General features: G+C 61.5%; 18 protein-coding genes and 1 pseudogene. 10 read left to right on the forward strand and 9 right to left on the reverse strand.

The window, feature by feature from the left end; translation table 11 throughout:
- Positions 1 to 13 precede the first annotated feature (13 nt).
- Positions 14 to 1,648 carry an amidohydrolase gene (locus tag ACWA1U_RS12505; protein ID WP_463722504.1) on the forward strand — a complete coding sequence of 545 codons (1,635 nt, stop codon included), beginning with the start codon at positions 14 to 16 and terminating at the stop codon, positions 1,646 to 1,648.
- A 474-nt stretch (positions 1,649 to 2,122) separates the two neighbouring features.
- The gene (locus ACWA1U_RS12510; protein ID WP_463722505.1) at positions 2,123 to 2,866 is read left to right on the forward strand and encodes a polyprenol monophosphomannose synthase; all 744 of its coding nucleotides are present in this window, start codon (positions 2,123 to 2,125) and stop codon (positions 2,864 to 2,866) included.
- A gap of 100 nt (positions 2,867 to 2,966) precedes the next feature.
- Here the strand turns inward: ACWA1U_RS12510 and ACWA1U_RS12515 are convergent, their stop codons facing one another.
- The 5 genes and pseudogenes from ACWA1U_RS12515 to ACWA1U_RS12535 form a co-directional block, all read right to left on the reverse strand.
- Positions 2,967 to 3,314, reverse strand: a complete 348-nt coding sequence (locus ACWA1U_RS12515) for an RNA polymerase-binding protein RbpA (protein ID WP_463722506.1) — start codon at positions 3,312 to 3,314, stop codon at positions 2,967 to 2,969.
- A gap of 281 nt (positions 3,315 to 3,595) precedes the next feature.
- On the reverse strand, positions 3,596 to 4,543 hold the full coding sequence (locus tag ACWA1U_RS12520) for an SPFH domain-containing protein (protein ID WP_463722507.1): 948 nt from the start codon (positions 4,541 to 4,543) through the stop codon (positions 3,596 to 3,598).
- 40 nt (positions 4,544 to 4,583) lie between these two features.
- The gene (locus ACWA1U_RS12525; RefSeq protein ID WP_463722508.1) at positions 4,584 to 5,063 is read right to left on the reverse strand and encodes an NfeD family protein; all 480 of its coding nucleotides are present in this window, start codon (positions 5,061 to 5,063) and stop codon (positions 4,584 to 4,586) included.
- A 146-nt stretch (positions 5,064 to 5,209) separates the two neighbouring features.
- Positions 5,210 to 5,878 carry a methyltransferase domain-containing protein gene (locus tag ACWA1U_RS12530; RefSeq protein ID WP_463725038.1) on the reverse strand — a complete coding sequence of 223 codons (669 nt, stop codon included), beginning with the start codon at positions 5,876 to 5,878 and terminating at the stop codon, positions 5,210 to 5,212.
- 87 nt (positions 5,879 to 5,965) lie between these two features.
- Positions 5,966 to 6,118, reverse strand: a pseudogene (locus ACWA1U_RS12535) (Trm112 family protein); the annotation flags it as partial.
- A 45-nt stretch (positions 6,119 to 6,163) separates the two neighbouring features.
- Between ACWA1U_RS12535 and ACWA1U_RS12540 the strand changes: the two are divergent.
- Positions 6,164 to 8,155 carry a S9 family peptidase gene (locus tag ACWA1U_RS12540; protein ID WP_463722509.1) on the forward strand — a complete coding sequence of 664 codons (1,992 nt, stop codon included), beginning with the start codon at positions 6,164 to 6,166 and terminating at the stop codon, positions 8,153 to 8,155.
- On the opposite strand, the gene ACWA1U_RS12545 is transcribed toward ACWA1U_RS12540, so the two are convergent.
- Positions 8,152 to 8,781, reverse strand: coding sequence for a peptide deformylase (locus ACWA1U_RS12545; RefSeq protein WP_463722510.1), 630 nt, complete (start codon positions 8,779 to 8,781; stop codon positions 8,152 to 8,154). The genes ACWA1U_RS12540 and ACWA1U_RS12545 overlap by 4 nt on opposite strands.
- Positions 8,782 to 8,854: 73 nt before the next feature.
- On the opposite strand from ACWA1U_RS12545, the gene ACWA1U_RS12550 reads away from it, so the two are divergent.
- A complete protein-coding gene (locus tag ACWA1U_RS12550) occupies positions 8,855 to 10,024 on the forward strand; it encodes a VOC family protein (protein WP_463722511.1) in 1,170 nt (389 codons plus the stop codon).
- 260 nt (positions 10,025 to 10,284) lie between these two features.
- Positions 10,285 to 11,487: a hypothetical protein gene (locus tag ACWA1U_RS12555; protein ID WP_463722512.1), complete on the forward strand. Its 1,203-nt coding sequence runs from the start codon at positions 10,285 to 10,287 to the stop codon at positions 11,485 to 11,487.
- Positions 11,488 to 11,868: 381 nt separating this feature from the next.
- Here the strand turns inward: ACWA1U_RS12555 and ACWA1U_RS12560 are convergent, their stop codons facing one another.
- Positions 11,869 to 12,294: a VOC family protein gene (locus ACWA1U_RS12560; protein ID WP_463722513.1), complete on the reverse strand. Its 426-nt coding sequence runs from the start codon at positions 12,292 to 12,294 to the stop codon at positions 11,869 to 11,871.
- A gap of 44 nt (positions 12,295 to 12,338) precedes the next feature.
- On the reverse strand, positions 12,339 to 12,611 hold the full coding sequence (locus ACWA1U_RS12565) for a DUF2277 domain-containing protein (RefSeq protein ID WP_463722514.1): 273 nt from the start codon (positions 12,609 to 12,611) through the stop codon (positions 12,339 to 12,341).
- Positions 12,612 to 12,705: 94 nt separating this feature from the next.
- Between ACWA1U_RS12565 and ACWA1U_RS12570 the strand changes: the two genes are divergently transcribed.
- Both ACWA1U_RS12570 and ACWA1U_RS12575 read left to right on the forward strand, forming a co-directional pair.
- Positions 12,706 to 13,161, forward strand: coding sequence for a DUF3054 domain-containing protein (locus ACWA1U_RS12570; RefSeq protein ID WP_463722515.1), 456 nt, complete (start codon positions 12,706 to 12,708; stop codon positions 13,159 to 13,161).
- On the forward strand, positions 13,158 to 13,439 hold the full coding sequence (locus ACWA1U_RS12575; RefSeq protein ID WP_463722516.1) for an Lrp/AsnC family transcriptional regulator: 282 nt from the start codon (positions 13,158 to 13,160) through the stop codon (positions 13,437 to 13,439). Before ACWA1U_RS12570 ends, ACWA1U_RS12575 begins: the two co-directional genes overlap by 4 nt.
- 33 nt (positions 13,440 to 13,472) lie before the next feature.
- Here the strand turns inward: ACWA1U_RS12575 and trpD are convergent, their stop codons facing one another.
- Positions 13,473 to 14,531, reverse strand: a complete 1,059-nt coding sequence (gene trpD / locus ACWA1U_RS12580) for an anthranilate phosphoribosyltransferase (RefSeq protein WP_463722517.1) — start codon at positions 14,529 to 14,531, stop codon at positions 13,473 to 13,475.
- Positions 14,532 to 14,679: 148 nt separating this feature from the next.
- Here trpD and ctaE point away from each other — a divergent pair, with 148 nt between their 5' ends.
- The 3 genes from ctaE to qcrA all read left to right on the forward strand — a co-directional run bounded on the left by ctaE (position 14,680) and on the right by qcrA (position 17,331).
- On the forward strand, positions 14,680 to 15,318 hold the full coding sequence (ctaE, locus tag ACWA1U_RS12585; protein WP_463722518.1) for an aa3-type cytochrome oxidase subunit III: 639 nt from the start codon (positions 14,680 to 14,682) through the stop codon (positions 15,316 to 15,318).
- A 117-nt stretch (positions 15,319 to 15,435) separates the two neighbouring features.
- The gene (gene qcrC / locus ACWA1U_RS12590) at positions 15,436 to 16,230 is read left to right on the forward strand and encodes a cytochrome bc1 complex diheme cytochrome c subunit (protein ID WP_463722519.1); all 795 of its coding nucleotides are present in this window, start codon (positions 15,436 to 15,438) and stop codon (positions 16,228 to 16,230) included.
- A 75-nt stretch (positions 16,231 to 16,305) separates the two neighbouring features.
- Positions 16,306 to 17,331 carry a cytochrome bc1 complex Rieske iron-sulfur subunit gene (gene qcrA / locus ACWA1U_RS12595; RefSeq protein ID WP_463722520.1) on the forward strand — a complete coding sequence of 342 codons (1,026 nt, stop codon included), beginning with the start codon at positions 16,306 to 16,308 and terminating at the stop codon, positions 17,329 to 17,331.
- The last annotated feature ends 1 nt before the right edge of the window (position 17,332 follow it).

Below are 17,332 nucleotides of genomic sequence, written 5' to 3' on the forward strand. Positions count from 1 at the left end.
AAGTATCTTCTCCGTGCCTGTCCCAAACCCCAGACCCGTTCTGTACCGCAATGGATCCGTCTACAGCGCTGCAGACCCCTTCGCGACAGCAATGCTGGTCACCGGGGACACGGTAGCGTGGGTAGGCTCCGAACACGCTGCGGCCTCCCTTGCTGACAGTTCCATGGACGTGGTGGACCTCGAGGGGGCACTAGTGGCGCCCGGGTTCGTCGACTCCCATTTCCACACTACGGAAACCGGGCTCGCCCTCTCGTCCCTCGATCTGACCGGGGTGGACAGCCTTGGCGAGTTGCTCACGTTGGTGGCCAACGCAGCGGCTTCCACCTCGGGCGCTGTACTGGGCACCGGTTGGGACGAGTCCCGGTGGCCGGAGCGCCGTCCGCCCACTGCGGCCGAACTCGATAATGCGTCGGGAGGACGCGACGTCTATCTCGTACGGGCTGATGTCCACTCGGCCGTGGTGTCGGCGCCTTTCGCGGCGCGTTTGTCCCTTCATGAGTTGGATGGCTGGGACAACGGCTTCGTCGTCCGGGAAGCCCATTTCGCTGCCAGGACGTCGGCGCGCTCCCTTAGCGCGGCTGAACGAGGGGAAGTGCAGCGGATCGCGCTCGACCACGCTGCAAGGAACGGCATTGTCGCCGTCGTCGAAATGGCCGCACCGCACATCGCCCCCCGTGAAGATTTGGACATGCTGCTCTCGCTCGGCGGACCGCTGCCCGAGGTCATGGCGTACTGGGGCCAGGCGGCTACGTCCGAGGAGGAGCTGAAGTCCATCCTCCAAAGTTTTGGCGGCTCAATCCTGGGCCTCGGGGGAGACCTCAATGTCGATGGTTCGATCGGATCGCACACCGCGCGTATGCGGGCGCCCTACTCGGACGCGGCAGATACGTGCGGTACTGCGTTCATGAAGCCCGACGACGTCGCCCTGCACCTGGGCGCGGCCACCGCGGCAGGGCAGCAGGCTGGCTTCCATGTAATCGGCGATGAAGGACTTCAAACCGTTATCGCCGGCCTTGAACGTACAGTTTCGATCCATGGCCTCGACAGGGTCCGCGCGGCACGGCACCGGTTGGAGCACGTTGAACTAGCGGACGATGAAGCCATCCGAAGTCTTGCGCACCATGGAGTTATTGTCAGCGCCCAACCGGGCTTCGATGCCCTGTGGGGTTGGCCTGGAGGCCTCTACGAACAGCGGCTGGGACCTGACCGCTTCCAACCGATGAACCGCGTCGGGACGATGCTCGCCCAGGGAGTACCCGTGTGCCTCGGCTCCGATTCACCGGTCACGCAGGTGTCGCCGTGGCAATCGGTCAGGGCCTGCATCATTCACTCCAGCGCTCAGGAGCGAATTTCCGCCCGTGCAGCGTTCATCGCCCACACCAGGGCCGGTTGGCGGGCTGCCGGTGCCGATAACCCGATGCTTGGACAGCTTGTGCCGGGCGCGCCGGCGTCGTATGCGGTGTGGGAAGTGGAGACTTTGATGGTCCAGACGCCAGATAGCAGGGTGCAGTCCTGGAGCACTGATCCCCGCGCTGGTACACCGCTGTTGCCCGCGCTGGACGACGGGCAGCAGCCACGCTGCCTGCAGACAGTCCACCGTGGAACGGAACTGTTCGCGGAGGGCAGTCTTAGCGTCGGTCAACACTGATTCGAACCCGGATATTGCGGGGAAAATAAGTTGGGAAAGGGATTTGCCGTTGACCTGCGAAAACGTGCAAAGATGCAGGTCAGAGGCCTGTTGACACTTCCTCCACAGCCCGTAAGCTGTTAGGTCTACGGGTCGGGATCCATTGCAATGGATAGACCTGACCGAGCCAGCGCACACAGCTAAAGCCAGGGGGGCCATTACGTGAACGTTGTGCTCTTCTGCGTCAATGATGGCTCGGTACTCACAACGGGTAGGTTCGCACGTCAGTAGAAAACAGCGCCGGTCAATAGACCACTGCTGGCCCGAAGGCGTGCGGACCTACCCGAATTTCACCCCGTAGCATTGGTAGCCCACAGCGGGGCACTCGCGTGGCCTGAGCGGGTAGGCAAAGATGGTTCGCCTATACTTGGGAGTCGATCCGGTTCTCAGCAGTTGCGCCCCGACGCGCACTCTCACCCCTTGAAAGGCACTTGAGTGCGCATTCTCACCATCATTCCCACCTTCAACGAGCGTGTCTCGCTCCCGTTGACCCTGAAGCGTTTGCGGGATGCCGTACCGGAGTCAGATGTCCTCGTGGTGGATGACAACAGTCCTGACGGGACGGGCGTGCTCGCCGACGAAATCGCAACGGCTGACTCCGCTGTCCATGTACTTCACCGGAGGGGCAAGGAAGGCCTCGGTGCGGCCTACATCGCCGGGTTCGGCTGGGCACTGGAACGGGACTACGACGTCATCGTGGAGATGGACGCCGACGGATCACACCGGCCGGAGGAACTACCCGGTCTCTTGGGAGCTATTGCAGGCGCTCACCTGGTGATCGGGTCCCGCTGGGTACCTGGAGGGACCGTCGTCAACTGGCCGCTGCACCGCACACTGCTTTCCCGCGGAGGAAGCTTCTACTCGCGCACATTGCTCGGGTTGGGCGTCCGGGACATCACTGCCGGTTACCGTGTCTTTCGCCGCGAAACTCTCCAGAGCATCGATCTCGCCGCGGTGGAGTCAGTGGGGTACGGATTCCAGGTGGATATGACCTTCCGGGTGGCGCAGCAGGGCCTACGCATCGTCGAGGTGCCCATCACGTTCGTGGAGCGCGAGTACGGGGACTCCAAGATGAGCGGAAACATAGTGTTCGAGGCAATCGCCAACGTCACGCGGTGGGGGCTGGCCTCACGCTGGCGCACATTGCTGAACGTTGCCCGGCGATTAACATCCCGCTAGTTTCCCCGGGAGCCTCATAGCCCGCTCACCTGCAACCACATGCAGAACCGCCCGGCACTTCAGTGAAGTGCCGGGCGGTTCTGTTGGTTCTGTGTAGGCGCTAAGCCGAACGGCGCTCTCCGCGGCGTTCCCGCAGGATGTTCAGCCGATCCTCAAGAATTTGCTCGAGCTCCTCCATGGACCTACGCTCGAGCAGCATGTCCCAGTGGGTGCGCACGGGCTTGTCACCGGAGGTGTCCGGCCGCTCTCCGTCGACGAGGAGGGCTTCCTTGCCGGTTTTGGATACCCACAGCGGTGGGATCTCAGCCTCTGCAGCGAAGGTGACGAAGACGCGTTCGCCGTCCTCGCAGCGGTACTCGATACGTTGACGGGGCGCGGGTTCGACACCGGACTCAGTCTCCATGCTCTGTGCGCCAAGACGCATGCCCCGCAAGCTACGGTCGCTCATTATTTCTCCCTCACTACGTTCGGCATCCCGGAATTCCGGACGCCTTTGCTGCACTTGAACAAATGGCACAGCGGTCTGACTTTTCAGTCAGGTTGCAAATGACTCAACGTCAGATGATCGCCTAATGTTCCCGGCGGTGCAGCGATCCGGCAAACACCCAACTATACCCGGTAGGTTTTGAATACTCCCAATCAGCTGATGTGCATGACCGATCTTCGAGTCAGCTCACACGACAACGGCGGTGTCCGTAAGCGAGGACACCGCCGTGCAACGTATCAGGGTTAAACGGGGGAGTGACCCCGGGAGCCCGCGCCCTCGTCGCCGGTTTCCGGCGTGTCAGGGGTAGCATTGCCCAGCACGTTCCCGATGCCCTTCAAAGCTTCACCAACTTCGCTCGGGATGATCCAGAGCTTGTTGGAATTGCCTTCCGCCAGCTTCGGGAGGGTCTGCAGGTACTGGTAGGCCAGCAACTTCTGGGTCGGGTTACCTTTGTGGATCGCGTCGAAGACTTTCTGGATCGCCTGCGACTCACCATCAGCGCGAAGGATTGCTGCTTTCGCGTCACCTTCTGCAGCCAGGATGGCCGCCTGCCTCTGCCCTTCAGCGGTCAGGATCTGGGATTGCTTGGTGCCCTCCGCCGTCAGGATCGCCGCGCGACGATCACGCTCAGCGCGCATCTGCTTCTCCATCGAATCCTGAATGGACAGGGGCGGGTCAATGGCTTTCAGCTCCACCCGCCCAACACGGATACCCCACCGACCGGTGGCTTCGTCAAGCACTCCGCGCAGTTGTCCATTGATCTGGTCCCGCGAGGTCAATGCCTCTTCAAGATTCAACCCGCCGACCACGTTTCGCAGCGTGGTGGTGGTCAGCTGCTCGACTGCCTGGATGTAGTTGGCAATCTCGTAGGTGGCCGCTCGGGGATCCGTGACCTGGAAGTAAACAACGGTGTCGATGGAAACGACAAGGTTGTCTTCGGTAATCACCGGCTGGGGAGGGAATGAGACAACCTGTTCACGTAGGTCGAGGAGGGGCAGCAGCCGGTCGACAAAAGGGATCAGGATTGTCAGCCCGGGTTGTAGGGTCCGCTGGTATTTTCCGAGACGTTCCACCACCCCTGCCCGCGCCTGCGGAATGATTCGCACCGACTTGACCAGTACGATCAACACGAAAATGACCAGAACAATCAGGACAATTGTCAGTCCTATTGCCCCTGCATCTGTAGGCATGGTTCCCCTTTGTTGGTGTGGTTGTGGGTGTTGCAACCGGTCACAGGACCGTCGGCGCGTCGTGGTCGGATTCACGGACTCCAGCGACCACGGCGGTCGCTCCGTCAATCCGGGCAACGGAAACCCGTTCGCCAGCCGGAAGCGAAGAGCCGTCCACGGTCCGGGCGGTCCAGGTGTCGCCACCGATTTTCACTGTGCCGGACAACCCGTTGACGGGTTCGAGTGTGAGGGCCGATTCTCCGACCAAGCGGTCGATATTGCTGCTCCGGTCATGGGGTCCGCGCTGGAGGTGCTTCAGTGCAACTGGCCGGACCAGTAGAACCATCAACAGAGACACGACGCAGAAGATGACCACCTGGATAAAGAATGGTGCACCGGCAAGCGCTGCGATGAGCCCTCCGAGCGCACCAGTTGCCATCATGATGAAGAACAGATCGAGCGTGAGGGTTTCAACTGCCGCGAGCCCGAGGAGCAGGACCAGCCAGAGAATCCAGGTGTTCTGAACCAGCCAATCCAACATGTGCTTCCCCTCGCCTTTGCACCGCAGCGTCGGGAGGTTTCCCAAAGCGGTGCTTCTTCCATCATGCCAAATCGTGAACCAGGAATATAGCGTCCTGGTTGGCGGGCGGCGACCGTTATCAGTTCGACGCCTTGAATACTGCAGCTCTATGAGCTAAGAGGAACAAAAAGTTGCACCGAGAAGGCCGCAGTCACCGTCCGGTTCTGCGGCAGCAACTTTGGGTCTGGGCGGCCGCGATGGTGGCCTGCCGGACCCATGGCGGCAACGTCGGCAATGTCATCCGCTGTAAGGTCCATTCGGAATTCGACTGCGTGAGCCGCGTCAAGGCGGAACCGGTCCCGGAGCCCGGCCTCGACGTCGTCCTGTTTCCCTTCACTCATCCGCAGCAGCGACGCTGCCTCGGCGATCTCCTGGAGGTGGTTCGGCAGGGGAGTGACCACGATCAGGAGCCCCTCCGGTGCCAACACACGGTAGAACTCCGCTGGGTTGCGTGGGGCGAAGACGTTGAGGATGACGTCGACTGTGCGGTCCTGCAGAGGCAGGGGCCGCCAGACGTCCCATACAAGGCAGGATGCATCCGGCAGGAGCCGTGCCGCTTTCTTCAGCGCGTGCTTGGAGATGTCCAGCGCCACTGCCCGCGCCGTGGGAACTGCGCTGACGACTGCCTGAAGGTAGGATCCGGTTCCGGCGCCGGCATCAAGGACGACGGGAAGGTGCACTCGTGCTGCAAGGTGATCTTCCGCCGTCCGGGCGACGAAAGCAGTCAGCGGCTCATAATGCCCACGCGCGAGAAAATCCGCTCTCGCTTTCACCATTTCCGGAGTGTCCGGCGTGAAATTCGTTCCATGGCCGCTCAAAAGGTTGATGTACCCCTGGCGTGCGGCGTCGAAGCGGTGGCCCTCCGCGCAACCCAGCCCGCCGCCGTCGTCGTCCGTTCGCTGGGCCAGCGGCGCCCTGCAGACCGGGCAGGCGAGGACGTTCTGAAGGTGATGGACCACTGAACAATCGTAGGGCTTTGAGTTCCGCGGGACTTGGGAGCTGCGTTGCCCGGGCATAGTCTCTTCAATGTGAAACCAAACACACTGAACTTACTGAAGTCCGTGAGCACACCAACTCTTCATCCGCAGGCAGAGCGCTGCGTCGTCTCCGTTACCCGCCCGGATTTCGACGCAGACTCGTATGTTGGTCAGCTCTGGGAGGTGCCGCTCAATGGCTCTGAATCCCGCCGGCTGACGCGCGGATTCAGGGACACGTCGCCGAAGTTTTCGCCGGACGGATCCATTCTGGCTTTCCTGCGCGCGAGTCAGGGCGGCAAGCCGCAGGTCTTCATCGTCGACAGCCGTGGCGGAGAACCCCGCCAGTTGACGGACCGGTTGCTCGGCGTCTCCGGATTCGAGTGGGCCCCCGATTCCCGGCGCCTGGTTTTCTGCGCCCGCGTGCCCGAAGAAGGCCGCTACGGCACGGTTGATGGGGTGACGGGCGGACAGGAAGACCCTCGCCTCATCACTGAATTCAAGTACCAGATGAACGGGGTCGGGTACTCCAGGGACAAGCGCTCGCATCTTTTCCTGTTGGACGTGCCCGCGCTGGGTGAAGAACCGGCGGTCGAGCCGGTTGGAAGGGCCAAGAAGGCCGTTGGAGATGAAGCACCGTCGCTTTACCAGGAGCCCTTGCAACTAACGCACGACGACGCCGAGCACTCCGCGCCCGCGTTCACCCCGGACGGGTCCAGGGTATTGTTCGTGGCGTCCCTTGAACCGGGGTCAGAGGAGAACCTCCGCTCCGACATCTACTCGATCAAGCTGGACGGCGCCGACCGCGTGCGCCTAACTAATGTTCCAGGCCCCGACGGCGAAATCGCTGGGTGCGGCAGTCCGGCGGTAAGTCCTGACGGGCGCTGGGTCTACTACCTCGGCAGCTCTCTCTCGGCCGATGGCCTGGATTTCGTTGCACGCAACACCGCACTCTATGCAGCGCCGATTGACGATCCAAGCGACGTCAGGATCCTCACCGATCCCGAATCCGTCGACCTGGGTGAAGTGGGGGAGATCGTGACGGTGGACGCCGACAGCGTTCTCGTCTTCGATCGGAGTAGGGGAGCGGGCAGCCTGCTGAAGGTCTCACTCTCCGGGGATGTCAGCACGGTCCTTGGCGGCGAACTCGTTGTTTCAGGAGCGGCGGCCGTTGAGGGCGTCGTCGTCGTCTCCTACAGCGACCCTTCCACCATGGGAGAACTCGGTCGGGTGTCGGGCGGGTCGCTCGAGTCTCTGACGGATTTCTCTGCGAAGCTGCGCACCGAGAGCACGGTGGCACCGCTCCACGAAGAAACCTTCGACGCTCCGGATGGCTATCCCGTTCACGGGTGGGTTCTGGTCCCCGAGGGGGAGGGGCCACACCCGGTCCTGCTGAACATTCATGGCGGCCCATTCGCGCAATATGGCTGGGGTTATTTCGACGAGGCCCAGGTGTACGTCAACGCGGGTTACGCGGTCCTCATGTGCAACCCCCGTGGAGCGGCCGGATACGGCCAGGAACACGGGCGGGTCATCAAAGAGGCCATGGGTACCGTGGATATGCAGGACGTTCTGGCTTTCCTAGATGGTGCCGTGGCTAAGTACGGCGAGCTCGACGGCGGCAACCTGGGTGTCATGGGAGGCTCATACGGCGGCTACCTGACCGCTTGGCTCGTTGCACACGACCACCGGTTCAAAGGCGCCATCGTCGAGCGCGGCTTCCTGGATCCGGAGTCATTCATTGGATCCTCCGACATCGGGTGGTTCTTCTCGGAAGCCTATACAGGCTCCGACTGTGAGAAGGTCAGCGCGCAGAGCCCCTACGCGCAGGTTGCGAAGGTCCGCACGCCGACCTTCGTGATCCATTCGGAGGAAGATCTGCGGTGCCCGCTGGAGCAGGCGCAGCGCTATTACACAGCGCTTAAGCGCAACGGCGTTGAGACCGAGATGCTGATTTTCCCGGGGGAGACCCACGAGCTTTCGCGGGCGGGTACGCCTTGGCACCGCAGGCAGCGGTTCGAGCACATTCTGCGCTGGTGGGCCCAAAAGCTCCCCAGTACGAAGAACCAGGCCAGCTAGAACCCGAGCGAGCGCTGGGCCAGCTCAACTCCGGGCTGTGCCCAGCGCCTACTGTATTCAGCGCTGCTCACCAGTGAGCGCGTATTTGCCTGGTCGACGTAAATGACGCCGTTCAGGTGATCGGTCTCGTGCTGGACAATCCTGGCTGACCAGCCGCTGAATTGGCGGGTAACACGCGTTCCCGCGGGCTCAACGTAGTGCAGCTCCACGCTTCGGTGACGCTCCACCACAGCCTGCCAGCCCGCAAAGGAGAGGCATCCCTCGAAGAATTGGACCTTCTCGGTTCCGATCGGCGCGTATTCCGGATTGATCATGGCGAAGTATGGCAGGCCAGCCCGTTCGCGCAGCTCTGCGATGTCTTCAGAAACCGGGATAACGTCTTCGAGCACGGCGATACGAAGGGGGATTCCTAGCTGCGGTGCAGCCAGACCGACTCCGGGTGCATTATGCATGGCCAGACGCATAGCCGCCAGCAGTTGGCCGAGTTCCTCATCATCAAGCTGGCCGTCGAACGGTTCGGCTGGAGTTCGTAGAACCGGATCACCCAGCTGCACAATCTCGGGCTCCTCACGGGCCAGCAAATTCTCTACCAGTGATCGGATTTCATGGCTGCGATGGATTGGCACGTCCCAATGATAGGCGGAGACTGAACCAGCATCCGGAGGGATGTTGTCCCGAGCGGGCGGTACAGTGCCGGGTATGGCAGAAACTGGAACTGATTGGCGGATTATCGACGGCGTGGTAACCGCTTGGTTCGAGGCACCCTCACTGATTGCGGGGGCCGAGTTGGCCGGTCGCATCGTGGCGCTGTCACCTGGAACTGTTGTTGACCTACGTGCGGGCGGCGTGCGCGTGCGCCTCGACTTGGGGTCGGATGCCGAGGCTGTGTCCGCGGCCGCGCGGGATCGCGGGCTAGCTGCGAATCCATCCGCACTGCAGCTGGTAAGCGTCGTGTTTGAATCCGCTGACCCGCTGGCGCTGAGGCAGTTCTGGCAGCCGGTGCTGGGCTATGCGTCCGCTGCGGACGGCGGCCTGGCAGATCCGCTGTTGCGCGACCCTGCATTACGGATAAGGAAGTCCACTGAGCAGCGGCCATTGCGAAATCGAGTTCACCTCGACGTCGTGCGCCCTGCGGTGGTGGCTGAGGAGGTAAGCCCTGGCGCGCCGTCAGGACCGTTCGGCGTTCGTCATAAGGACCCCGACGGCAACGAGGTTGACCTGGTGCCTGGAGCGTTGCTCGGCGAGCGGGCCGGGCTCGCGCAGTGGCAGTCAATTTTCAGCGCGATGGCGTGCTACCGAACCGCCACACCGGAACAGCAGCGTGACCTGGCGGTTGCGGCAGCGGCGCTGGCTGACGGAGCGGGCTTCCCGCTACTGATCGACCTACGCCCAGGGCTTGTGATCCTCGACAGCGGTAAGGATCAAGGGGAGGATAATGCGCATGGCGTCGACTTCCCCGCCCTCGCCGAGAACCTTCACACAGCCGCGCAGGAGCTCGGGGTGGCCGTGGATCAAGGTCTGCCGCGGTTCACTCAGCTCTTTTTGGACGCTGCCGACGTCGTCGCGGTTCGCGCCTTTTGGGCGGCGGCTCTTGGATATACCGACGACACGCGGCCGGGCGTCAGTGATATTTATGATCCGCTGCGGTTAAACCCAGTGGTGGCTTTCCAGGAGCTCGATGCTTCAGATATCGAACGACGACGACAGCGCAACCGTATTCACCTCGAACTCGCTGTGCCGTCAGACATCGTCCAGGAACGATTGGCTGCGGCTCTCGCTGCCGGCGGTCGACTACTCGACGGGTCTGACAACCGCTGGCGGATTGCCGACCCCGAAGGCAACGAACTCGTTATCGTCGGTGAGGCCTGATCGCGTTGAAGCCTGAGCTGATTCCGTGGCATCGATAAAGCGCCGATAATCTACATTATGTCAACTATCAGCCTGCGCGCGCGTGGAGGCTGGCATTTGTCTGTTACAGACGCATTACTCGTTTATGACCGGAACACTACTCGTTTATGCCTGGATCACTACTCGAGTTTCTCGATCTCGATGCCGTCGTTCGGGCAGCGTGTTAAGTTCACGACAGCCCGCGCGTGCGGGGTCAGTCGACCGTGAAACGAGAATCCATCATGCGCATTTCTTCCCTAATGGTGGCGACGGCGCTAGGGCTCGCCGTCGCGCTGATACCAGCCGGCCCGGTATTTGCCGGCCCCGACGAACGGCAGGCAGCCTGTACGACGCTGGGCGGCACGCTCAGCGGTAACGGCTCTAATCAAGTCTGCACGGTCACGACCATCGTCGTGGCTCCTGATGTTCCGTCAGGCACTCCGACGATCTCGTTCAGTGCCGACCGACCCGTAGGCGGTCCTGTCACTGTGGACACATCGCTTCCAGCCCGGCAGCCCAATCCTACGGTGACGACCGAGGAAGGCGATGTCGGCGACGCGACTGTCGTTCGGACCGAGCGCACTGGCATCCCGAATGTGGCCGAGGAGGAGCGCAATGCCGGCGATGCCGTCAGCGAGGACGCTGTTGTTCCTGGCACGCCAACAATTACAACTCGGACAGAAAGCGGCACGCCGACGAGCACGCAGACGCCCACAACCACCAATTGTCGCAGGGTGAACAACGAGCGGGCATCGAGCCGCGTGGAGAAATGTGATACGGCCGTGTTGACCACGACAACGACCCCCACCACGATCGTCACTAAGACGACCACTCCGCGGGAACGGGTAGTCACGACCACTCAGCCGCGGGAGACGCTGATAACAACGACGACGCCGTTCACCGAGGTCTTCACCAGCACGCAACCGCGTGAATTCTGCACCACCACGACGTACCAGACGGTAATCGCCACGATGACGACGCAGCAAACGGAGCGCACAGCGACCACTTCGCAGCCGACAACGCGAACCACGACCACCACGGTCACCACATTCAACTTCCCCCGCGGCACCGACGTACCGACCCCATCCGGCACTCCGGTGGTGTCGACGTCAACAGCGCAAGGGACTCCAGTGGTTACGGAGGAAGTGGTTCCCGGTACGCCCATCGTAAGCACCGGAACCCGGCCCGGCCCGGAGGAATCGGACATTGTGTGCGTCCCGATCGCCCCGGTGATATCGGTCACCGAAGGGGATACGAGGCAGGAGGTTGAAACGGCGACTGTGGCCGCGCAGCCAATTATCGTTGTTACCCGTGAGGACATCGAGCCACTCGTCGTCGAGACCGACGCCCCGGGAGCGCCGATCGTAACGACCGACGTCCGTAGTACTGGGGACACTTGCGTTCGGAACCCTTCGAACGCGGGGCACCGGCGCGACCACTGCTGAGCGTGAGTTCCCAGCCGAATCCCCGACGGCTGCTGTCTTCCACTTGGGAGACCAGCAGCCGCCTGGGGTAGAGAGAACTATCCCCTCAATGCCGGACACGGCGCGGTAATTTCGGATGTGCTCCATTTTGCGCGTAAAGCAGGTTAGGGGTTTCAGCGGTGAGCGCTAACTTACGTTGCTTCTAGGCGGGTCAGACCTGGGAGGTGGGCATGGCCCACATTTCAGTGATGGAGGAGGTCCGGGGATGCCGGGTCGCCCTGAACCTGGTGCTCTCGGCAACGTCTTCTGGCAGCATCGGCGCGGGGATGGCGTCGGAGTAAGCAAGCTCGTCCTTGACGACGGTGTCGTGGTTGTGCGAGCCAGGTTCGCTGCACTGGTGCCCTACTGCTGTGGCTGCTGCGCTCCGGCAATATTCACTAGCCACGCGACACCGAACTTATCGGTGCACATCCCGAAATGGTCGCCCCAGGGCGCCATTTCCAACGGAACGGTCACGGACCCGCCCCCGGACAGACGGTCCCAGTAGCCGCGCAGTTCACTTTCGTCCTCGCCGCTGAGGGAAACCGAGAAAGTGTTGCCGGGCGTGTAATCCATGCTGTTTGGAGTATCAGCGCCCATCAGGACCATTCCGTTGCTGCTGGTGAGCATTCCGTGCATGATCTTGTGCTGTTCGCTCTCATCTTCACTGGCGTGAAGCTCCCCGAACGTGCTGAGCGTCAGGTCTCCCCCGAAGACTGACTGGTAGTAGGTCAAGGCGTCCCGGGCAGTATCGCGGAAACCAAGGTAGGGATTAAGACGGGTGCTCATGGAAATCTCCTCGATCTGTCTAGGGTGTGCGGTGGTCCCGGCCGCTACGCTGTAGCGAACCTTTTGGCGGACCGTTCCTTTGCTTTGACAGCCTCCACTTCACGGTCCTTGGGCGGAGCGTTTGTCACCAGCTGAGCAAGCAACCGCTCGGTGATGGTCCCGATCTCCTGGACAGCCCGGGCGAAAGCCTCCTCATTCACCTTTGAAGGTTTCGTGGTGCCGCTGATTTTGCGGACATACTGTAGCGCAGCCGCGTGCACCTCGCCGCTGGTCGCCTCGGGCTCGAAATTGTGGAGTGTCCTGATATTCCTGCACATGCCCCTAGGCTATGCCCGCACTCCCCTCCAGGGAATGAGTTTGCGGAATGTTTTGGGTACCGAAACGATCCGGGCGAACCAGTAGGCTGGCTTCATGACGAGCGTTACGAGGATTCCTGCTGTATCCGGCAGGCCCAGGTGGGCACTCTGGGTGGCCGCCGACGTCCTTCTCGTTCTCCTCTTCGCGGTGATTGGGAACGCTTCGCATCATGGCACAGTGGCCGCCGTCGGCGTTTTCACGATCGCCGTCCCCTTTCTTACAGCGTATGTTCTCTCATTCACCGCGCTCGCTGCTTGGCGCCAACCAGGTGCATTACTCCGCACGGGTCTGCCCCTCTGGGCTGGAACGGTGGTCGGTGGGCTGCTGATCCGACTGCTTTCAGGCGGCAGTGCCGCCATGGCGTTTCAGGTTGTCGCTGCCCTGACGCTCGCGGTACTGCTTCTCAGCCCCCGCGTCATCGCTTCGCTGGTTCAACTACGTCGTACTCGAAGACCCACCCGCCACTCCCCCAGCCAGAATGCCACCCTCAGTCAAGGAGCAGCCAGATGATTACTGCATTCGTTCTCATCCAGACCGATGCCTCACGGATTCCTGAATCAGCTCAGGAAATCTCGGAAATCGATGGAATCAGTGAGGTTTATTCAGTGACCGGTGAGTGGGATCTCATTGCGATTGCGAGGGTGGACCGTCACGAGGACCTCGCTGACGTCATCGCCGACCGCCTGTCGAAGGTTCAGGGCGTCGAGTCGACCACTACCCAAATCGCTTTCCGCTCCTACTCGAAGCATGATCTGGACGCCGCCTTCTCGCTCGGCTTCGACAGCTAGGTAGGCTGCCCCGGGTGACTAATCCGTTCCTTGCTAGCGGCCGGTGACAGCTACCCACCGTTCCAACGCAGCCTGGGCGGCGCCGGAGTCGATAGCTTCTTCAGCCCTTCGCATCTGTTCCGCGATGCGGCCGACCAGCGGTGCTGAGTAGTCTGCTTCGAGGGCGACCAGACCGGCCGCTGCATTGAGTACTACAGCATCGCGGACGGGGCCGTGCTCTCCGGCCAGCACCCTGCGCACCACCTGCGCGTTATTTTGCGCGTCAGCTCCCTTTAGCGCATTCACGGTGGCAAGGGGAATGCCAAAGTCCGATGGATGAACTTCCTGCTCGCGGATTCCGCCGTCCCGGACTTCCCACACAGTGGACGAGCCGCTCGTTGTCAGCTTGTCGCGTCCGTCGCTTCCCCGGAATACCAGAGCCTGCACGCCGCGGGCAGCGAGTACTCCCGCCATGAGGGGAGCCATCCGGGCATTGGCGCACCCGAGTGCCTGGGCTTCAACGCCCGCGGGATTGCTGAGGGGACCGAGAAAGTTGAAGGCAGTAGGAACACCCAGCTCTCTCCGCGGAACCGCCACATGCCGCATGGAAGGGTGGAAAACCTGCGCGAAGCAGAAGGTGATGTCAGCTTCTTCTGCTGAGCGCACGACGTCGTCAATTGGCAGGTCGAGGCGCACGCCCAAAGCTTCGATGACGTCGGCAGCGCCGGCCGACGACGACGCACTCCGGTTTCCGTGCTTCACCACGCGCGCCCCCGCCCCCACGGCGACAAGAGAGGCCATCGTTGAGATGTTCAGGGTGTCGAGGCCGTCGCCGCCCGTACCGACGATATCCAGGCACCTCCCTGTGACTTCGATTCGGTGCGCACGGCCGAGCATCGCCTCCACCAGGCCCAGCAGTTCTTCGACCGACTCGCCTTTGGCTTGCAGGCCCACCAGGAACCCCGCGACCTGCGCGCTGGTAGCGGCGCCTTCCATAATGGAGTCCATGGCCCAGCGGGTCTGTGACGAAGTGAGATCCTTGCCCGCAATTAGGCTCGAGATCAACCGGGGCCACGTCTCGGATCGCAGCTCTGAGGCGGAAATTGCAGTCACTCCCCTAGGTTATCTACGAATTGTAGAAAGTCATCATGGTGTTACTCCCGCGCCGTTACTGGCAACCGGGCCGGCTTGGCTGCACCACGGGCGCGCCGGAGCCGTTTCGCATTGGTGAAGTGGCCCGCTTTAGAGACATAATGTCAGGGTGACGACAGCGACTCATGCCCCCAACACCACTGCGCATCCAACGTTGAACCGGCCGAACATGGTCTCGGTTGGCACCGTTGTGTGGCTTTCCAGTGAGCTTATGTTTTTTGCCGGTCTTTTTGCCATGTACTTCACTCTCCGCTCCGCGTCGGGTGACCTCTGGGCACTTGAGACCGAGAAGCTCAATGTGCCTTTCGCATTGATCAATACGATCATCCTGGTTTCGAGCTCTTTCACCTGCCAGATGGGCGTTTTCGCCGCTGAACGGCTTCAGCCACGCCGGGTAGGCGGCTTCTTGAACATGCCCAAGTGGGGAATGGTCGAGTGGTACCTCCTGACCTTCGTGATGGGCGCCGTATTCGTCGCCGTCCAGGCTTATGAGTACGCCGAGCTCGTTGCCGAAGGCATTTCGCTCTCCTCCAATGCATACGGGTCCGCGTTCTACATGACTACCGGATTTCACGGATTGCACGTGATCGGCGGTCTCGTCGCGTTCCTCTTCATCATCGGGCGCGCCTACGCCGCCAAGCGGTTTGGTCATTTTGAAGCAACCTCGGCGATCGTGACCTCCTACTACTGGCACTTCGTGGACGTGGTCTGGATCGGCCTGTTCATCATCATCTACTTCTTGAAGTAGATTGCTCTTGAACCCTTTTCTACCCGGGGTAGAATTGGGGTGGCGGTCGCGAATGAAGCTGACCCCAGCGGTGCAACGTACGACTACAGATGTAATACAGAAGGCAGGAAACAGGACGTGAAGGCACTTTCGCAGAGGCGGCGCCACCCCTTCGCAGCAATCGCGCTGCTGCTCTTGGGGCTCTTGTTGACGGGCGGCATTTATGCCATCGCAAGCAACGCGAATGAAGCCAAGGCGCAGACATCCTTCTCCGCCAACGATGTCGAAGAGGGCGAGAAGCTCTTCATCGCAAACTGCGCAACCTGTCACGGCATGGGTGCAGCAGGCACTGAAGACGGTCCTTCACTGGTCGGGGTAGGTGCAGCATCCGTCGATTTCCAGGTGGGAACCGGGCGCATGCCACTCCAGATGCAGGGGCCGCAGGCGCTGCAGAAGCCAGTGCAATTTACCGATGAGCAGATCCAGCAGATGGCAGCGTACGTGGCCTCCCTTGGTGCTGGTCCTGCCATCCCGGGTGAGGAGCTACTGGACACCTCCGGCGAAGGCGTCGATGCCGCAAAGGGTGGCGAGCTGTTCCGTGTCAACTGCGCCATGTGCCATAACGCTGCCGCAGCTGGAGGCGCGCTGACGCGCGGCAAGTTCGCACCCGCTCTCGAGGGAGTTTCCGCGAAGCACGTCTATGAGGCAATGGTCACTGGTCCCCAGAACATGCCTGTATTCAGCGATGCGAACATCACCCCTGAGGACAAACAGGACATCATCGCGTTCCTCAATGTCATCGAAGAACAGGGGTCGCCCGGTGGTGCGGACCTAGGGTCGCTCGGACCTGTTTCGGAAGGTCTGTTCATCTGGGTTGCAGGCCTCGGAGTAATCATTGCCTTTACCGTCTGGTTGACCTCCCGCTCGTCCTGACGGGCAGAAGCTGGTCAAGAAGAACTAAACAACAGGATTGATGAGTGAAGTTTCTAAAGAAGGATGAGAGGGATCATGGCCGACCATAGTCACGGGAGCCTCGAAAACTCGGGTACCGTCGCTAAGCCCGGTCAGGGCGGCTTGCAGAAGTTCCAGGATCCTGGGCTTCCGCCGCACCGGCCGCGCTTGGCTGATGTAGATCCGCGGGCAGAGAAGCGTGCGGAGCGCCAGGTGGGGGCTCTCTTTTTCATCTCCATTCTGGGAACCCTATTGTTCTTCGTGGGCTACTTCGCAGTTCCACTGGATCAAACCATCAGCAACCTCCGTTTGCAGAACCTCCTGCTCGGGCTTGGTACCGCGTTCGCGATGCTCGGAATCGGCGTCGGCATTGTCCACTGGGCAAAGACACTCATGCCAGATCATGAAATCGCCGAGGACCGTCACAACATTCGTCCCGAAGCTGATCGAGCTGATGCTGAGAAGATTGTCGGGGATATTCTCGAAGAATCCGGCATCAAACGGCGTCCACTTATCCGTAACACCCTCCTTGGCGCGGGTGTTCTCGCGATCTTCCCGGCTGTCGCCATTTTCCGTGACCTCGGCCCGCTTCCTGGTGATGTGCTGCGTCAGACGATGTGGGACGACGGCGTGAGGCTCACCCGCGATCCGAGCGGAACGCCTATCAAGGCCTCCGACGTCACCGTAGGTTCGGCGTTCCACGTGATCCCCGAGGGGCTGAACGAAGCCGAGCACAAGCTTGAGGAGAAGGCGAAGGCAGTAGTACTGCTGATGCGTCTGGACCCCGAATCCCTGAACCCCTCCCCCGGGCGCGAGGACTGGGGTTTCGAAGGCATCGTCGCGTATTCGAAGATTTGTACACACGTGGGCTGCCCCGTAGCCCTCTACGAACAGCAGACACACCACCTGCTGTGTCCGTGCCACCAGTCAACCTTCGACCTGACTCAGGAATGCAAGGTTATCTTCGGCCCGGCCGTTCGCCCACTACCCCAGCTTCCTATCTCAGTCGATGAGGAAGGCTACCTGGTAGCGACGAGCGACTTCCAAGAACCCGTAGGACCAAGTTACTGGGAGCGTGGCTGAC

Source organism: Arthrobacter sp. TRD_SC_6, from assembly GCF_055361185.1.